The sequence below is a fragment of the Pelosinus baikalensis genome (genome assembly GCF_020819555.1).
Classification (GTDB): Bacteria; Bacillota; Negativicutes; order DSM-13327; family DSM-13327; genus Pelosinus; species Pelosinus baikalensis.
In genome coordinates this window covers 67,736-83,107 of sequence record NZ_JAJHJB010000009.1, presented here as the reverse complement: position 1 = coordinate 83,107, position 15,372 = coordinate 67,736, and the positions used below count along the sequence as shown (strand labels likewise).

Here is a 15,372-nt window from a genome sequence, read left to right as displayed (position 1 = left end):
GAATGTATTAGAGAGGTTTGGTAGGATATTTGTATTATACAAATAGTAGACATCTATAGGAAATGAAGTAAATGACACAGGAGTCAATCAATTAAATAAAAGGAAGGGATTGAGTGTGATGGAAAATTTTATTCAGAAATTATTCGCGGAGCGAATCGGTGGAAGTAATTTCGGCAACGATGCAGTGCTATACAAATTTGAAAAAATAAAACGAGCCAAAAGAGAGGCGTGTAAAAACAATCCTAATGTGAGATTGATTGATCTTGGAGTGGGTGAACCAGATTGGATGGCAGAGGATGACGTTGTAGAAGTCCTATACAATCAAGCTAAGTTGAGAGAAAATAGAGGGTATACTGATAATGGCATCCAAGAATTTAAGGATGCTGCTGTTCAGTATATGGAGAATGTTTATCAAGTGCATGGTCTTAATTCAGCTAATGAAGTGAATCATGGAATTGGTTCCAAGTCGATTTTGGCACTTTTGCCGCTAGCTTTTATTAATCCTGGTGATATTACGATTATGACGGTGCCTGGATATCCTGTTATGGGAACGATGACGAAAGGCTTAGGGGGAGAGGTGGTCAATTTACGACTCTTAGCTGAAAACAATTATTTGCCTGATTTAGATTCCTTGACCTTAGAACAACGCCATAGAGCGAAATTGCTCTATATTAACTATCCGAACAATCCAACCGGAGCTACAGCGACTAAAGAGTTCTTTGAAAAAGTCGTACAGTTTGCTAAAGCAAACAAGATTATTGTTGTATCCGATGCTGCCTATGCAGCACTTACTTTTGAAGGAGAGCGCCCGCTTAGCTTTTTGTCTGTGGAAGGTGCTAAAGATGTGGGAATAGAAATTCATTCCTTATCCAAGGCGTTCAATATGACTGGATGGCGACTGGCTTTTGTATGTGGCAATCCAGTCGTGATTAAAGGTTTTGCAACGATCAAAGATGATAATGACTCCGGTCAGTTCGCTGCAATCCAAAAGGCAGGTGTTTATTGTTTGCAGCATCCTGAAATAACGGAAAAAACAGCTTTGAAATATTCCCGCCGACATACATTATTAGTAAATGCATTAAAACGTATTGGTTTTTCAGTCAGCAAGCCTAAAGCATCATTTTACCTGTATGTTGCCATTCCCCAACGTACTAAAGATGGAAGATGTTTTGTATCAGCAGCGGATTTTTCGGATTTTTTAATTCGGGAAAAACTAATTTCGACAGTTCCATGGGATGACGCAGGAGCATATATTCGACTTTCCGTTACTTTTGAAGCAAAGAATGAAGAGGAAGAGAAAAAGATCATTAGTGAGATAGCAGAGCGCTTAGGTGAAGTTAATTTTGTTTTTTAATACATGAGTGGAGCAAGGATTTTACTTATAGACGAGGGCTGATTATGAGTCAGTCTAACAGCCTACTATTACTTGATATTAGTAAATTACCGCTACGACTTGTACTATTCCTCGTATCAAGCGTAGCGGTAATTTTATTTGTGATTGGCTAAAGAGAAGTGATTAGATAAAATTAGTTATTTAACGTTTTTTATATCTAGCTTTATTGTCAACTTCTTCTTTTGGTTTTGTATTATTTTATTTGCAATTTCGGGATAAGAGTGGAGGAATTTTGGGAAAGCCAAGCTGGATAGTACCAATAATTCTGTATCTGTGACTGCAATAATATCTTCTGTGTGCATTGGATGATGAACTAAACCGTTTGCGCCGAAAGATTGTCCGGGTAAGATGACATGACTATCTGACTGTGATGCATGTATTGACTTTAGATTGCCGGAAATCAAGATATTGAGTGCATAACTTGTATCACCTTGAAAAGTAAGATGGTCGCCTGGAAGACATTGCACGACTATGCCGCAGCAATGTATGAACTTTATTGCCTCCTCTTCAGATAATCCTTGTAATAGAGGGATCGTTTGATTAGGTGAAGCTCCAAAACGAGCATGTAAAAACATCCATAAATCTTCTTGGCTGACTAGTTGACTGTTTATTATATTTGAAGTTTCGATAAATTCTGTATTGAACCATTTTAGGGCTTGATTGTCCAAGCAATTTCTTTTCCGTGCTTGACGAAAAAAAGGCGAGCGTACCGTTCGTAAATGTTCAATGTCATCTACCAATAAGACATAAGGAGCTAGCAAGCCATAACCATCATCAACGAAATTTCTTCCAAAACGGCGGAAGCCAAATTGTTCGTAGAGCCGCAATAAATGGAACGTGCAAACACCAAAATTAAATGGTACTTGCTCTTTGCAGCAAAGTTCATAACTCTTTGATGAAAGCAAATAAGATACAGTTGAGTTTCGATAAGATTGTGATACCATAAATTTTGAGGTGTATGCAAATTTTTGATTGTTTTTGCTAAATTGTGTAAACCTTTTTAAGGAAAGAACTTGTACCCAAAATGGGGAGAAATCTGAAAGTAATCCTATATTGATTCTTAATGTGCCGATCATTTCTGATCCAGACTTAGCGTATAGAAGTACGCCCCAATCATCTAGCTCATCAAATAATAATTTATTACTATGATCCATATTAGGGAATTTCTTGGACATTTCTTCAGCATAAATTTGATAACGTAAACGATAAATTTCTAGTTTTTCCTCTGGAGTCGTGGCAATACCCAGAGTTACTGTTTTTGAATCTTCCTTTACGTGAGATACTGTTTCTGAATGATTAATTGTCATAATTTGTCTCTCCCTTTTAATAATAGCCATTAGCGTAAGACGATTTGTAAAATAGCGTTACGTTTTCATAACTATCACCCCCTAATTAGGGGGATACGGAGAAACAGTAATTAACCCTTGCAAAAAAAATGTATTAATTTATAGATAATTAAGGATTTCTCTGGAATAAATGCTAAAAACCCCTTCCAGGAGTAAATTACTCTGGAAAGGGGTTTTTATTCTAGGTAGTATGAATTTTAAAATAGATAGAAATTATAGTTCCCTGCATACTGGTTTTGATATCAATTAAAGCATTATGCCTATGTGCAATTTGGTAACATATTGGAAGGCCTAGACCAGTGCCAGTATCTTTAGTCGTAATAAACGGCGTTCCCAATTTATCGAGTATATGTGAGGGGATTCCACAACCTTGATCACATATAGACAGAATAACATTATTATTCTCTTGGAATGTTTTTATAACTAGTTTACCTCCCAGGGGCATCGCTTCGATACTATTTCTTACAAGGTTTAGTAAAAGCTGACGTATTTCATTTTTATCTAATAATAATTTTGGTATGTTAGTAAGATTAAGAGTTACGGATACTTTCGAAGCAATAGCATCCGCTTCTATTAAAGGGAACAATGATTCAATAGCATAATTTAAAGAACATAGTTCTAAATTGGCTAGTTTTTCTCGCGACAATGCAAGATATTCACGGATAATAGCATTGGCTCTATCTATTTCTTCAATCATCAAATTAAATGTACCTTTGTCGCCTTGATATTCTTTCTTCTTTTCCAGATATTGCAGATATCCTCGTATGGTAGTCATTGGATTTCTAATTTCATGAGCTACAGTAACGGCCATATTTCCTACCATATTCATACGATCAAGACTTGCGGCGACTTGTTCCAATGTTCTTCGAGAGGTAATATCGCGAATAACACCTTCCACTGCTGCCAGATTACCCGTTTTATCATAAATTAAGATACATTGTTGTTCTATCCATAATATGGTATTATCTTTTCGAACGAGGCGCAATGTGATAGGTAACTTATTAGCTTGGGAAGGGGTATTCATAAAATTATCAAATACGTCACGGTCATCGGGATATATTAATTTGAAAACTAATTTTTCGTCTGCATAATACTCCTCGGAAGTATAGCCCGTAATAGGAAAAATCGCTGGACTGATGTAATCAAGTTTTGCGATTGGCAGTAGACGGTAATAATAAATGACATCAATGGCGTTTTCCATCAAGAAGCGATAACGAGCTTCCTTATTAATTAAATTTCTGCTACTTCTTTCTAAAAAGACCATTACAGTACTAATGGTAATAAGTAGCCTTAAAATACCGCCGGTGATAGCGATCAAATAAGAAAAGGTTTCAAAGAAAAATGGCATAATTATAGTAAGAATGCTCCATAAGGCGAAGGCTATGCCAATTATGATTCTACCAATTCCGATTAAGTCCACATAACGGATGAAAGCTATGGCTATCCATGCTAATACTATGCCTGCAAACCAAGTAGGCGGTATTAATTTATAGAGGATAGGAAATTCCAATAAAAAAGATAAAATGCTTAATAGTGAAGCGCTGACGGCTCCATACACCCACCATTTCTTGAAAGTTCGACCAACAAAGATAGAGGTACCCCATACAAATGTTAAGCTACATCCAATAAATAATATTTGATAGATCATAAAGGGGAAGAGGGAGTGTTTCCAATCAAATATCCCAGAGTCAAAAAAGATGTTTCTCAGTAAGAGCATAAACCAAGCAATTGTCCAAATCGCAATATAGCGTTCGCGATACATAAAATATAAATAAATATAAACAAGTATCATTGAAAGTGTTCCTGCGATTGTGCCGATTATCATAATGCGAAAATAATCCATAACTTCTCCTAATTTATAGATACAATTATTTGCAGTTGAATTATACCACAAAAGTTGAATTTTTCCTTTTTAAAACGGTAAATATCTAACAAAATTTATCATTTCTTTAAAAAATGAATAAATCAAAATTACAGGACTTGGTAAAATATGCGTGATGAAATATAATATAAGGAACTGAGAAAAAGAAAATACCTAGCTTTCCATGAGTATAGTAGTCAATATTTTGCCTTATAAAGACAAGCAGCTAAGGACTGGAGGAGCGTTATATATGATTAAAATCGGTATTCTTATTTTCCCTCAAGTAGAGGAGATGGATTTTGTAGCGCCATTTGAGGTATTAAGTTATATCAATAAAATTAAGGAAGATAGCTCTCAGGTATTTCTTATTGCTGAAAAGTTGGAACGAATACAAGCACATAATGGAATGAAGATTTTTCCCGACCATTCATTTGCTACTTGTCCGAATTTAGATATTCTAGTTGTACCTGGTGGTAAAGGGCGTCTGGAAGCTATGTATAATACTGAGATTCAAAAATTTATCCTGCATCAGTCAAAACAGATTCAATATATTGCATCAGTTTGCACAGGTGCATTTATTTTAGCGGAGATGGGATTGCTTGATGGTAAAAAAGCGACTACTTATCACTCTGCATTTGCAGAATTACAAGCTTATAATACAATTACTGTAGAAAAAGCCAAAGTTGTACGTGATGGTAACATAATTACGTCTGCAGGAGTGACCTCAGGCTTAGAACTCGGCTTTTATATTCTTAAAATTCTTTTTGGTAGTGTTCTCGCCAAAGAGGTTGCCAATAAAATCGAATATGCTGTAGATATTGATGCGTTATGAAATGGATATTACTTTTGATGTGCAATAGTCAATGGCAGGACTGTGGTATGCCTATATAAAAGAATATTGTATATAAAAAGTGAACCTACTGAAGCAATCTTAACATATGAACGAGGGAAAGGGGCGAAATTGCAATTGTGAAAAGGATATGTTTATTTGTATTGATCATACTAGTGTGTGTGGCGACTCCTTGCTTTGCGGCAAAACAAAACAGAGAAAGTCAGGAAATATGGAGCTATGGTGAGGAAATACGGAAAATTGCCGATCCAGCTACAGAAAATATGCTTTTAATGCTTAATGAAGGTAATTATAATCAATATAGTAGGAATTTTAGTCCACAAATGAAAGCAGCTGTTCCAGAGTCTAAATTTAGAGAAATTGATGCCACGATTAAAGGTACATATGGTACTTATCTTTCCAAGGAATTTATGAGCATTGAAATTAGAGAAAACTACATTACGGTTTCTTATAAAGGTACGTTTTCTCAAGGGCAAGAACCTGTATTGATTAGAAGTGTCTTTACCCAAGAAGATGGTAAAACATGCATTGCTGGATTTTGGCTGAACCCTTTAAAACTTGTAGAGAAGATAAGAGAATGATTAGATGATAAAGGCACAGTGGAGAGGAAACATAATACCAAAGATTTATATTGTTTTCAGTGAAAAATGATAGTAAGAGGAGAGCAAAATATGGATCATCGTATTGTCCTAAAAGAAGCATTTAAGGTTATCGGCAAAGTATTCAAAGTATCAACGAAAGAGGGACAAGAACTACAACAAATTCCTGAATTGTGGAATACATGTAATTCCGACGGAACTTATGAAAAAATTTGTTCAATCGATAGCAGACAACATATATTGGGCATATGTATGGATTTTGAACATGACAAAAAACAATTTTCTTACATGATTGCAATAGAAGATGTGAATGATTTGAAAGATACTGGTCTTGAAACCAGAGAAATCCCAGCGAGTACTTGGGCTGTATTTACATCAGTAGGACCCATGCCACATGCAATACAAACTGTGTGGCAAAGAATCTTCCAGGAATGGTTGCCTGCAACAGACTTTAAACATGGGGATGCACCTGAAATTGAAGTATATTTCCCTGGAGATCCATCAGCACAGGATTATAAATGCGAAGTATGGATACCAGTAGTAAAAAAATAATTAATGTTTAATATATGGGGACACCAAACAAAACCTCTTTCCAGGAGAAATTTACTCTCCAGAAAGAGGTTCTATTCTAGATGTCAGGAATTTTAAAATAGATCGAAAAGGAAGTTCCTTGCTCACTTGTTTTGATATCAATTGAAGCATCATGCCTATGTGCAATTTGGTAACATATTGGAAGACCTAAGCCAGTGCCAGTGTCTTTAGTAGTAATGAAAGGCGTTCCCAATTTATTAAGTATATATGGGGGTATTCCAGGGCCTTGATCAATGATAGATAGATTAACAGTATTATTTTCTTGAAATGTTTTTATAAATAGTTTACCTCCCAAGGGCATCGCTTCGATACTATTTAGCACTAGATTTAGTAGCAGCTGACGGATTTCGTTTTTATCCAATAATAAATTTGGTATGTCAGTCAGATCAAGAGCTATGGATACCTTTGAGGCGATGGCATCCGCTTTTAGCAAAGAAAACACTGACTCAATAACAGAATTTAAAGAGCATAACTCTAAATGGGCTAGTTTTTCTCCTGACAAAGCAAGATATTCTCGAATAATGGTATTGGCTTTGTCTATTTCTTCAATCATTAAATCAAACGTATCTTTGTCGCTTTGATATTTGTTCTTCTTTTCCAAAAGTTGTAGATATCCTCGTATGGTAGTCAGTGGATTCCTAATTTCATGAGCTACCGTAACAGCCATATTTCCTACCATATTCAATGCGGCGGCTTGTTCTAATTTTCGTGTTGTAATATCACGAATAATACCTAGTAGTGCGATGAGATTATTATTTTTATTATAAATAGGGGTACACTTCTGTTCAAGCCATAAGGTCGTTTTATCTTTTCGGACCAGACGCAATGTTAATGGTGATTCAATAGACTTAGGAAGATTACGGATGAAACCTTTAAGCAAGTAATGATCATCAGGATGTATCAAATTGAAAACTAAATGATTGTCAGCGTAATATTCTTCAGGGGAATAGCCAGTGAGTATCAGAACGGATGGACTGATATACTTAATTTTTGTTTTAGGGAAAATCTGATAGGAATAAATTATGTCAGCAGCATTTTCTGCTAGCAAACGATATTGAGTTTCCTTATTTACCAAATCGATTCTTGTATTCTCAAAGTATACCATTAAAGTACCAATGGCTATGAACAGGCGTAGTAACCCGCCAATGGCGTGAGCCCAAGGAAGAAACCATGAATCATTAAGTACAATAGGTGCAGCTAGATTAAGAAGGCTCCACAAAATGTAAGAATAGCCAGCAATTAAGTTGCCAATTCCCTGCAAGTGTAAATGGCGTATAAAAGTTATACCAATCCATATGCATACAAAACAGCCAAAATAGATAGGGAACAGCAATTTATAAGTTAATGATGAGCAAAGGAAGCCCATCGTTAAACTAACGATAAAGGTGATGGCAGATCCATATACCCACCATTTATTAAGTGGTTTGTTTATAAAGCTATGAGTTGCCCATACAAAGAGTAGAACACTGACTATAATTAATGATTGATATGTAGCCATACCTAAAATAGACTGTTTCCAAGGGAGTAGCCCTGAATCGAATAACATATATCGTGAGAGTAGGAGGAGCCAGCCGACTGCCCATATTCCCATGTAGCGTTCGCGGTACAGTACATATAGATATATGTAAATTAGAATTATGGAAATCGTACCAATTGATGAACCGATTACTGATAACTGAATATAATCCATAGTTACTCCTAGTAAAAGTTAATTTACAAATTATTACACATTTTGTCTATTCTGCCCCTAAACTTTAAAATCCTTCTTTAGTAAATGGAAGAAAGAGCTGCTATAAATACAAATTAAAGTTATTCTTTACATTCTGGATATAATGCAGCGGTGAAACAAGTATCATTGAAAGTGCCTCGGTTACTGCTCCGATGATCATGACAAAAATATAAATTTGATGTAAATCCTGCTAGTTGAGCATCTCATTTTAGCAGGATTTTATTTTTTGCTATAGAAGAAGTCAATGGAGTAATATGTGCATTCTCATTTTTAGTTTTATATATAAGTGCAGGAATTTTCAAAAAAAATTGAAAAAAAGTTCTACTTTTTTGCATATCGTTACTTTTATACTGAGTATGAGGTGGAAAGATGATTAGTAGAGATATAAATTTATTAGAATTTTTGTTAACATAAACTGAATATATCTCAAACAGAATTGACTGCTGTATTTCAAAAACAGAAAAAATGATTCGTTATAAAAAGTAAATCGACAAAAGTGATCCTAACTTCGGAAATGAATGAAAGAAAGTAGCAATTTGCTATTGAGTTGAAAGATACTGGTTTTGAAACCAAAGATACCAGTAGTAAAAAAAAAATCATTAAAGTAGAGGGAAAAGATGAATTTTAATATGCAGTCTATAAGCTGGGATACTGAAAAGAGAATAAAAAGGGCAAAGATCATTGCAGAGCAGATTGCTCATACAGCTAAGCTTAAAAAGTCGTATAGTGCCCTAGAATTTGGTTGCGGAACGGGTCTTATTAGCTTTCAACTTTATGACAAGCTAAAAGATATAACCTGTATTGATACATCCCAAGGTATGATCGAAAACTTAAACTCAAAAATTCAACAGAATAAAGTAGCTAATATGGCAGCCTATCAACACAATATTGATGATGGCCATCTGTTAACGCCTAAATATGATTTAGTTTATACATCCATGGCATTGCATCATATCATTGACATTGATACAACCTTAGCAAACTTATATAAATTGTTAAAGACAGATGGACATCTGTGTATTGTCGATTTAGATGAAGATGATGGTAGCTTTCACAAATTAGAGGCGGATTTTAGTGGGCATCATGGCTTTAATCAAAATCAGCTAAAAGAAGTTTTGGGACAAATCGGATATAAAGAAGTAGAATCACATACCTTTTACAATGATGTAAAAAACATCGATGGAGCCGAGTTTCAATATTCATTGTTTATAGCCATTGGGAGAAAGTAAATATGATTTTATTAACGTCAAAGCTCTGATCTTGACCTAATAAAATGAATAGAGGTAGCCGTGTATTCTACGGCTACCTCGACCTATTTTTATGGATTTTTTGAGGAAGTTCTATGAAAATAATCAGTATGGTTAACTGTTCTCCCGCAATACTTTTTTGCTTGAGATATTAAGCCACAGGGAAAGTATTTTAAAATGAAGATATAAGTAATTTCTGACGGTGCAGTTGTTATTTTACGAATATGAAGATATAATTGCGGTAATAATCATGTTAAGAAGGTGATTGTATGATTATAAATCCCTACACACCTGGAGCTGGATTAGTCCCCAATTATTTAGCGGGTCGTGATAATACGATTGAGGAAGCAAAAGAAGTGATTTCTTATGTTGCCCATGGATATCCTACTCGTTCCGTTATTTACTATGGCTTACGTGGTGTTGGAAAAACGGTACTATTAAATAAAATTGAAGATATCGCAGAAGAAAATGATGTTTTATATGAGCATATTGAAGTATCAGAACGTTCTTCTTTTAAAATTTCGATTTCATTACATATACAAAAATTAATTAAGCAAATGAGCGTTAAGGAAAAAGCTAAAAGTTATGTTCAAAAAGCAATGTCAGTTCTAAAAGCTTTTAAGATTACGTATTCTCCAGAGGGTGAGGTAAGTGTCGGTTTCAATGAAGATGTGGTTGCAGCGGTAGGTGTATCGGATACAGGAAATTTCGCAAATGATCTTACGGAATTATTTGTGTCGATGGGGACTCTTGCAAAAAATAGTGAAAGTTCAGTGTGCTTATTTATTGATGAAATACAATATTTAAAAGACGATGAATTTGAAGCATTAATTACTGCTATACATAGAGTAAACCAAAAAGGACTGCCTGTTACCTTGTTTGCGGCAGGATTGCCTAAAGTTGCAAAAATTGCTGGAGATATAAAATCCTATGCGGAACGACTGTTTAATTTTATTTCTATAGGCTCTCTAGAACCTAAAGCAGCTAAGTTGGCACTGGTGGAACCAGCAAAAAAAATAGGTGTAACATTTACAGATGAGGCGATTCATGAGATTTTAAACATTACAGAAGGGTATCCCTATTTTCTACAGGAGTATGGCAAACAAGTTTGGGCTTTCATAAAAAATAAAAATATCGATATTACGTCTGTGCAGGAAGCGTATCCCGTATTTGAGAAAAGCCTGGATGATAGTTTTTTCAAAGTGCGCTATGATCGAGCTGCACCGAAAGAAAAAGAATTCATGCTGGCAATGGTTGCGTGTGGTGAAGTGCCATGTACGATTACGCAAGTCGCTAATAAAATGAATACCAATGTGAAAAGCATTTCACCCCTTCGAGCACAGTTAATCTATAAAGGTTTTATCTATGCGACAAGCTATGGGGAAGTCGATTTTACAGTACCTCAATTTAATAGGTATCTAAAACGAATTTATAATAGCTAATCATTGCGAAGAAAACTACAATGTAGCTATAAAGGTTGTGAGAAATATGGAAAAGTCCATTGAGCGAGATCGATGTTATTATGTCGATTGGCTGAGGATACTAGGAATCATTTGTATATTCTTTTTTCATAATACGAGATTCTTTGATCTTATGGATTGGGAAGTGAAAAATAAAGAGACCTTTCTAGAACCTACCATCTTTGTAATGTTCATTAGCTTCTGGATCAGGTAAGTGTAGAAGGGAAAAACTGAAATAGCTTGATGAAACTAATATTTGACCGAATTTAACCTCTGCCAATGATGTGACAGAGGTTAAATTCTTTTTGCATAGGCGATCCTCTCGATTTTTGATACAGCCAATTTTCTATTTAGAGGCTTTAAATAGTTTTCTTGATAATAGGAAGCTCCAATATCCTCGACTAGTGTAAGATGAAATGGCGTTAGAAAATCAGTTAAACCTAATGGATCAAGTCCAAAAATCCAAGGGTGAGATTTTGACTCGAAATAGTTCAACACGTTATCTGCTCCCGGTATATCGGAGGTCTGATCGATGATACTCTTCAAAATGTATGAAAAGACTACTACACTTCCCGATGAGGCTTTTGAAATAAATTCGAGCGTACTTACTACACCTTCTTTAGAAAGATAGGGAGTAACTCCTTCCCAGATAAAGAAAATCGGTTTTGAGAAGTCTAGTTGTTGAACGTTCAATACTTCATCTAGAGTTTGATGATTAAAGTCAATGGAGGTAAAGGTGACATGGGGAGGTATTGCACCAAGAAATTTTTGTATCTTTTCCTTCTTTATATTTTGCATAATCGGTAAATCAACTTCAATTACCTTCATCTTGTCGATGCCTGGGATTCGATATGGTCGTGTGTCTAAGCCGGCTCCCAATATAACGATCTGGTCAATGTCATTTGTCATTGCTGTTTTAAGTAAATCATCAATATATTTAGTTCTACAGATTAATGCACCAAAAGCACCTTTTGTCATGAGTTCAGAAAATAGAATTTCCATATCCCTGATGAATTTGAATTTCATCTGGAAAAGAATGATTTTACTGAAAAAGTGTTTAATAACAGGATCATGAAACAGTTGCGTTTCTTTTGGCTGGTACTGTTCAATCAATCGCATGGATGCCACTAGAAAGGCCGTTTTCCAACTTAGGTTACTGGACATCAAGTATCATCCTTTCTCTATTTAGCATAACTTATTATAGAATACTCACAAATAGACTTGGCTTAACTAATATATAGTTACGCCAAAGCTTTGTTATTCCCTTTATATGTAAGAGAATATCCCTACAAAAAACTATGAAGTATACGCCACTCCAGCAAAGTATCCATAATAAGATAGTTGACAATCTATCTTATTATGGATACTTGTGTGGAATTTTGCAGGAGTTTGTATTTTTGTGGTTGAAGAAAGGCATAATAAAGTTTTTAATCGCAGTAAAGAACTGGGGGTTTACACATGATTGTGCTAAAGAGTGAACGAGAAATTAAAATGATGCAGGAAGCAGGTGAAATTTTGGCTTCTTGTCATAAAGAGATTCAGAAAATCATTAGACCTGGTATTCGTACCTTAGAAATCAATACCTTCGTTGAAGATTATTTAGCTGCACGGAGAGCTACACCTGAGCAAAGAGGATATCGCGGATATCCCTATGCGATTTGTGCTTCTGTTAATGATGAGATTTGCCATGGGTTTCCGAATAAGAAACCACTTAGAAATGGCGATATTATAACAATTGATATGGTGGTTAATTATAATGGTGCGCTTGCTGATTCCGCTTGGAGCTATGCAGTCGGTACGATCTCAGATAAAGCACTGCATCTGCTTAAAGTCACTAAAGAGTCTTTGTATAAAGGTATTGAGCAAGCACAGATTGGTAACCGGGTGGGAGATATTGGATACGCAATTCAAACCTTTGTTGAAGAGGAAGGGTTTTCTGTTGTGAGAGATTTTACAGGGCATGGTGTCGGACCGCATATACATGAAGAGCCTTCTATCCCTCATTACGGTAAAGCTGGTAAAGGTATTCGATTAGAAGAAGGTATGGTGATAACAATAGAGCCAATGGTTAATGCTGGGGTGTGGCAATGTAAAATTGATGAGAATGAGTGGACTGCCAGAACGGTTGATGGTAAGCTTTCCGCTCAATATGAACATACGATTGCTATTACGAGTAATGGACCACTTATTTTAACGGACCAATCATGCTAATATCTGTGCCAATAGATAGTCTGGGCTGGCAGTGACTCATACAATTACAAGTTGAATCTGATTAAACCCGCGAATTTTGCGGGTTTTTAATCTTTTCCAATAAATCATAATTTCTCCCGATCATGTACATGATAATAAGAAAAGTCCAAAAGGAGGATCATATGGATAACAAACAACGAAGTTTTTCCGCAGGGTATCTTATTATCGCCATGCTGGCAACTTGGCTCTTTAACGATCTTGTTTATAAACCATTCATTATCCGCGAAACAGAGGTCAGCTACAATGTTTTCCTCCAGGATTTAAAGGAGAACAAGATTAATGAGGTTATTTTGAGTGGCGACCGTATTGTTTTTACGTTGAAAGCCACGGAAAATCAAAAAGAAACTGCCGCTAATGTTGTGGCAGTCACTGATCCAGACTTGGTGGATCGCCTGATTGCATCGGGAGTAGCTTTTTCGGCTCAAGCTCCAACGAAAAGTTTATTTTCAACCCTATTTGGATTTATTCTGCCCCTACTACCTTTATTCTTAATCTGGTACTTCATTTTTAAGCGGATGGGAGGCGGTGGGCCTAACGCCATGTCTCTGGGAAAAAGTAAAGCGCATGAGATTAACGGTGAAATGATTGGTATTAAATTCAGTGATGTCGGTGGGGTCGGCGAAGCAGAAGTTGAGTTGCGGGAAATCATTGAATACCTGAAATATCCAGAGAAGTTTAGCAAAATGGGAGCGAAGCTGCCCAAAGGGGTGCTTCTTGCCGGTTCACCTGGAACAGGAAAAACGCTTCTTGCTAAGGCGACAGCGGGAGAGGCGGAAGTTCCATTTTTCTTTCTTACCGGTTCAAGTTTTGTTGAAATGTTTGTCGGGGTAGGAGCTGCAAGGGTACGAGATCTTTTCGAACAGGCACAAAAGAAGGCTCCCTGTATTATCTTTATTGACGAAATTGATGCCATTGGACAAGCACGGACGAGTGTAGCAGGGATAGGCGGAAACAGCGAACAGGAAAATACTCTGAATCAGTTGTTGGCGGAAATGGACGGATTTGCGGCTAATTCTGGTGTGGTCATCATGGCAGCTACCAATCGACCGGAAATCCTGGATGCTGCATTGATACGACCAGGTCGTTTTGACCGACAGATTCAAGTAAATTTACCTACTGAGCCAGGTCGTCTTGAAATTCTAACCATTCATACTCGCAGCATGCCCCTTGGCGGTGATGTAAATCTCGAACGTCTCGCTAAGATAACAGCTGGTTTTTCAGGAGCGGAATTAGCCAATCTTGCCAATGAAGCTGCCTTGTTAGCCATCCGGCAAGGGACTAAGACAATTTCTATGGCTGATTTTGATTTAGCTATTGAGCGGGTTGTAGCCGGGCTGCAGCGAAAAACGCCCCTTTCCGATGCGATTCGGTCTAAGGTTTCTTATCATGAGGTCGGCCACGCACTTACTGCTTATTATCTTCCTGGAACCGATCCGGTTCACAAAATCAGCATTATCCCAACTGCAAAAGGTGCGCTGGGCTATACCATGCAGATGCCGGAAGAAGATCGCTATCTTATCGGAGAGAATGAACTTAAGGCACGCATCGCCGTAATGCTTGGCGGAAGGGCGGCAGAACTCATTATTTTTCAGGAAGCCTCTACTGGTGCTTCCAATGACCTTGAACGTGCTACAGAAATGGCACGGCGTATGATTACTGAGTTCGGAATGTCCCTAAAGCTAGGACCGGTTCGCTATGCGAATACTACAGGGACCTATCTAAGAAGTGGGATTTCAGGACGAGAGGATTTAAGTCCTGCTACCATTTTACATATCGATCAAGAAATTCATCGGTTGCTGGATGAAGCACAAAATACAGCTAAGCAGATTCTCACCGAACACATTGCTGTATTACATGAGGTTGCAACGTTTTTAAAAGAGAAGGAAGTCATTTCAGGAGATGATCTTACCCGTATTGTAACTTCGATGTCTTAATCGGGTTCCAGTAAGATAACGCAGCTATAACGGAATCACTAGTAATGGCGAAAAATCCTGCGAGATATAAATGATTGCAGGATTTTTTGTATGTAAATTGTATATATAAATG

At 36.6% G+C, this 15,372-nt stretch carries 12 protein-coding genes; 8 read left to right on the top strand and 4 right to left on the bottom strand.

Annotated elements, in window-relative coordinates; genetic code table 11:
* The first annotated feature begins 118 nt into the window (after positions 1 to 118).
* Positions 119 to 1,354 (top strand): LL-diaminopimelate aminotransferase, encoded by a 1,236-nt coding sequence (locus LMF89_RS08775; RefSeq protein ID WP_229534773.1) that lies wholly within the window; start codon positions 119 to 121, stop codon positions 1,352 to 1,354.
* A gap of 176 nt (positions 1,355 to 1,530) precedes the next feature.
* Here LMF89_RS08775 and LMF89_RS08770 read toward each other — a convergent pair whose 3' ends face one another.
* Together LMF89_RS08770 and LMF89_RS08765 are read right to left on the bottom strand one after the other, a co-directional pair.
* Complete coding sequence (locus LMF89_RS08770) at positions 1,531 to 2,700, bottom strand: cyclic nucleotide-binding domain-containing protein (RefSeq protein ID WP_229534714.1); 1,170 nt, start codon at positions 2,698 to 2,700, stop codon at positions 1,531 to 1,533.
* A gap of 220 nt (positions 2,701 to 2,920) precedes the next feature.
* Positions 2,921 to 4,582 carry an ATP-binding protein gene (locus tag LMF89_RS08765; RefSeq protein ID WP_229534713.1) on the bottom strand — a complete coding sequence of 554 codons (1,662 nt, stop codon included), beginning with the start codon at positions 4,580 to 4,582 and terminating at the stop codon, positions 2,921 to 2,923.
* A gap of 268 nt (positions 4,583 to 4,850) precedes the next feature.
* Between LMF89_RS08765 and LMF89_RS08760 the strand changes: the two genes are divergently transcribed.
* The 3 genes from LMF89_RS08760 to LMF89_RS08750 all read left to right on the top strand — a co-directional run bounded on the left by LMF89_RS08760 (position 4,851) and on the right by LMF89_RS08750 (position 6,601).
* A complete protein-coding gene (locus LMF89_RS08760) occupies positions 4,851 to 5,432 on the top strand; it encodes a DJ-1/PfpI family protein (RefSeq protein ID WP_229534712.1) in 582 nt (193 codons plus the stop codon).
* A 137-nt stretch (positions 5,433 to 5,569) separates the two neighbouring features.
* Positions 5,570 to 6,031, top strand: coding sequence for a DUF3887 domain-containing protein (locus LMF89_RS08755; protein ID WP_229534711.1), 462 nt, complete (start codon positions 5,570 to 5,572; stop codon positions 6,029 to 6,031).
* A gap of 90 nt (positions 6,032 to 6,121) precedes the next feature.
* The gene (locus LMF89_RS08750; RefSeq protein WP_229534710.1) at positions 6,122 to 6,601 is read left to right on the top strand and encodes a GyrI-like domain-containing protein; all 480 of its coding nucleotides are present in this window, start codon (positions 6,122 to 6,124) and stop codon (positions 6,599 to 6,601) included.
* Positions 6,602 to 6,677: 76 nt separating this feature from the next.
* Here the strand turns inward: LMF89_RS08750 and LMF89_RS08745 are convergent, their stop codons facing one another.
* Positions 6,678 to 8,330 carry an ATP-binding protein gene (locus tag LMF89_RS08745; RefSeq protein ID WP_229534709.1) on the bottom strand — a complete coding sequence of 551 codons (1,653 nt, stop codon included), beginning with the start codon at positions 8,328 to 8,330 and terminating at the stop codon, positions 6,678 to 6,680.
* Positions 8,331 to 8,986: 656 nt separating this feature from the next.
* On the opposite strand from LMF89_RS08745, the gene LMF89_RS08740 reads away from it, so the two are divergent.
* Both LMF89_RS08740 and LMF89_RS08735 read left to right on the top strand, forming a co-directional pair.
* Complete coding sequence (locus LMF89_RS08740) at positions 8,987 to 9,598, top strand: class I SAM-dependent DNA methyltransferase (RefSeq protein WP_229534708.1); 612 nt, start codon at positions 8,987 to 8,989, stop codon at positions 9,596 to 9,598.
* Between the two features lie 287 nt (positions 9,599 to 9,885).
* Positions 9,886 to 11,058: an ATP-binding protein gene (locus tag LMF89_RS08735; RefSeq protein ID WP_229534707.1), complete on the top strand. Its 1,173-nt coding sequence runs from the start codon at positions 9,886 to 9,888 to the stop codon at positions 11,056 to 11,058.
* Positions 11,059 to 11,370: 312 nt separating this feature from the next.
* Here the strand turns inward: LMF89_RS08735 and LMF89_RS08730 are convergent, their stop codons facing one another.
* Positions 11,371 to 12,240: a class I SAM-dependent methyltransferase gene (locus tag LMF89_RS08730; protein WP_229534706.1), complete on the bottom strand. Its 870-nt coding sequence runs from the start codon at positions 12,238 to 12,240 to the stop codon at positions 11,371 to 11,373.
* Between the two features lie 294 nt (positions 12,241 to 12,534).
* On the opposite strand from LMF89_RS08730, the gene map reads away from it, so the two are divergent.
* Positions 12,535 to 13,287 carry a type I methionyl aminopeptidase gene (gene map, locus LMF89_RS08725; RefSeq protein ID WP_229534705.1) on the top strand — a complete coding sequence of 251 codons (753 nt, stop codon included), beginning with the start codon at positions 12,535 to 12,537 and terminating at the stop codon, positions 13,285 to 13,287.
* 161 nt (positions 13,288 to 13,448) lie between these two features.
* The gene (gene ftsH / locus LMF89_RS08720) at positions 13,449 to 15,260 is read left to right on the top strand and encodes an ATP-dependent zinc metalloprotease FtsH (protein ID WP_229534704.1); all 1,812 of its coding nucleotides are present in this window, start codon (positions 13,449 to 13,451) and stop codon (positions 15,258 to 15,260) included.
* The last annotated feature ends 112 nt before the right edge of the window (positions 15,261 to 15,372 follow it).

Excerpts from the sequence above, each read along its gene's own strand:
- LMF89_RS08775 (WP_229534773.1), top strand. The coding sequence starts at position 119 with ATGGAAAATTTTATTCAGAAATTATTCGCGGAGCGAATCGGTGGAAGT.
- LMF89_RS08770 (WP_229534714.1), bottom strand. The coding sequence starts at position 2,700 with ATGACAATTAATCATTCAGAAACAGTATCTCACGTAAAGGAAGATTCA.
- LMF89_RS08765 (WP_229534713.1), bottom strand. The coding sequence starts at position 4,582 with ATGGATTATTTTCGCATTATGATAATCGGCACAATCGCAGGAACACTT.
- LMF89_RS08760 (WP_229534712.1), top strand. The coding sequence starts at position 4,851 with ATGATTAAAATCGGTATTCTTATTTTCCCTCAAGTAGAGGAGATGGAT.
- LMF89_RS08750 (WP_229534710.1), top strand. The coding sequence starts at position 6,122 with ATGGATCATCGTATTGTCCTAAAAGAAGCATTTAAGGTTATCGGCAAA.
- LMF89_RS08745 (WP_229534709.1), bottom strand. The coding sequence starts at position 8,330 with ATGGATTATATTCAGTTATCAGTAATCGGTTCATCAATTGGTACGATT.
- LMF89_RS08740 (WP_229534708.1), top strand. The coding sequence starts at position 8,987 with ATGAATTTTAATATGCAGTCTATAAGCTGGGATACTGAAAAGAGAATA.
- LMF89_RS08735 (WP_229534707.1), top strand. The coding sequence starts at position 9,886 with ATGATTATAAATCCCTACACACCTGGAGCTGGATTAGTCCCCAATTAT.
- LMF89_RS08730 (WP_229534706.1), bottom strand. The coding sequence starts at position 12,240 with ATGTCCAGTAACCTAAGTTGGAAAACGGCCTTTCTAGTGGCATCCATG.
- map (WP_229534705.1), top strand. The coding sequence starts at position 12,535 with ATGATTGTGCTAAAGAGTGAACGAGAAATTAAAATGATGCAGGAAGCA.
- ftsH (WP_229534704.1), top strand. The coding sequence starts at position 13,449 with ATGGATAACAAACAACGAAGTTTTTCCGCAGGGTATCTTATTATCGCC.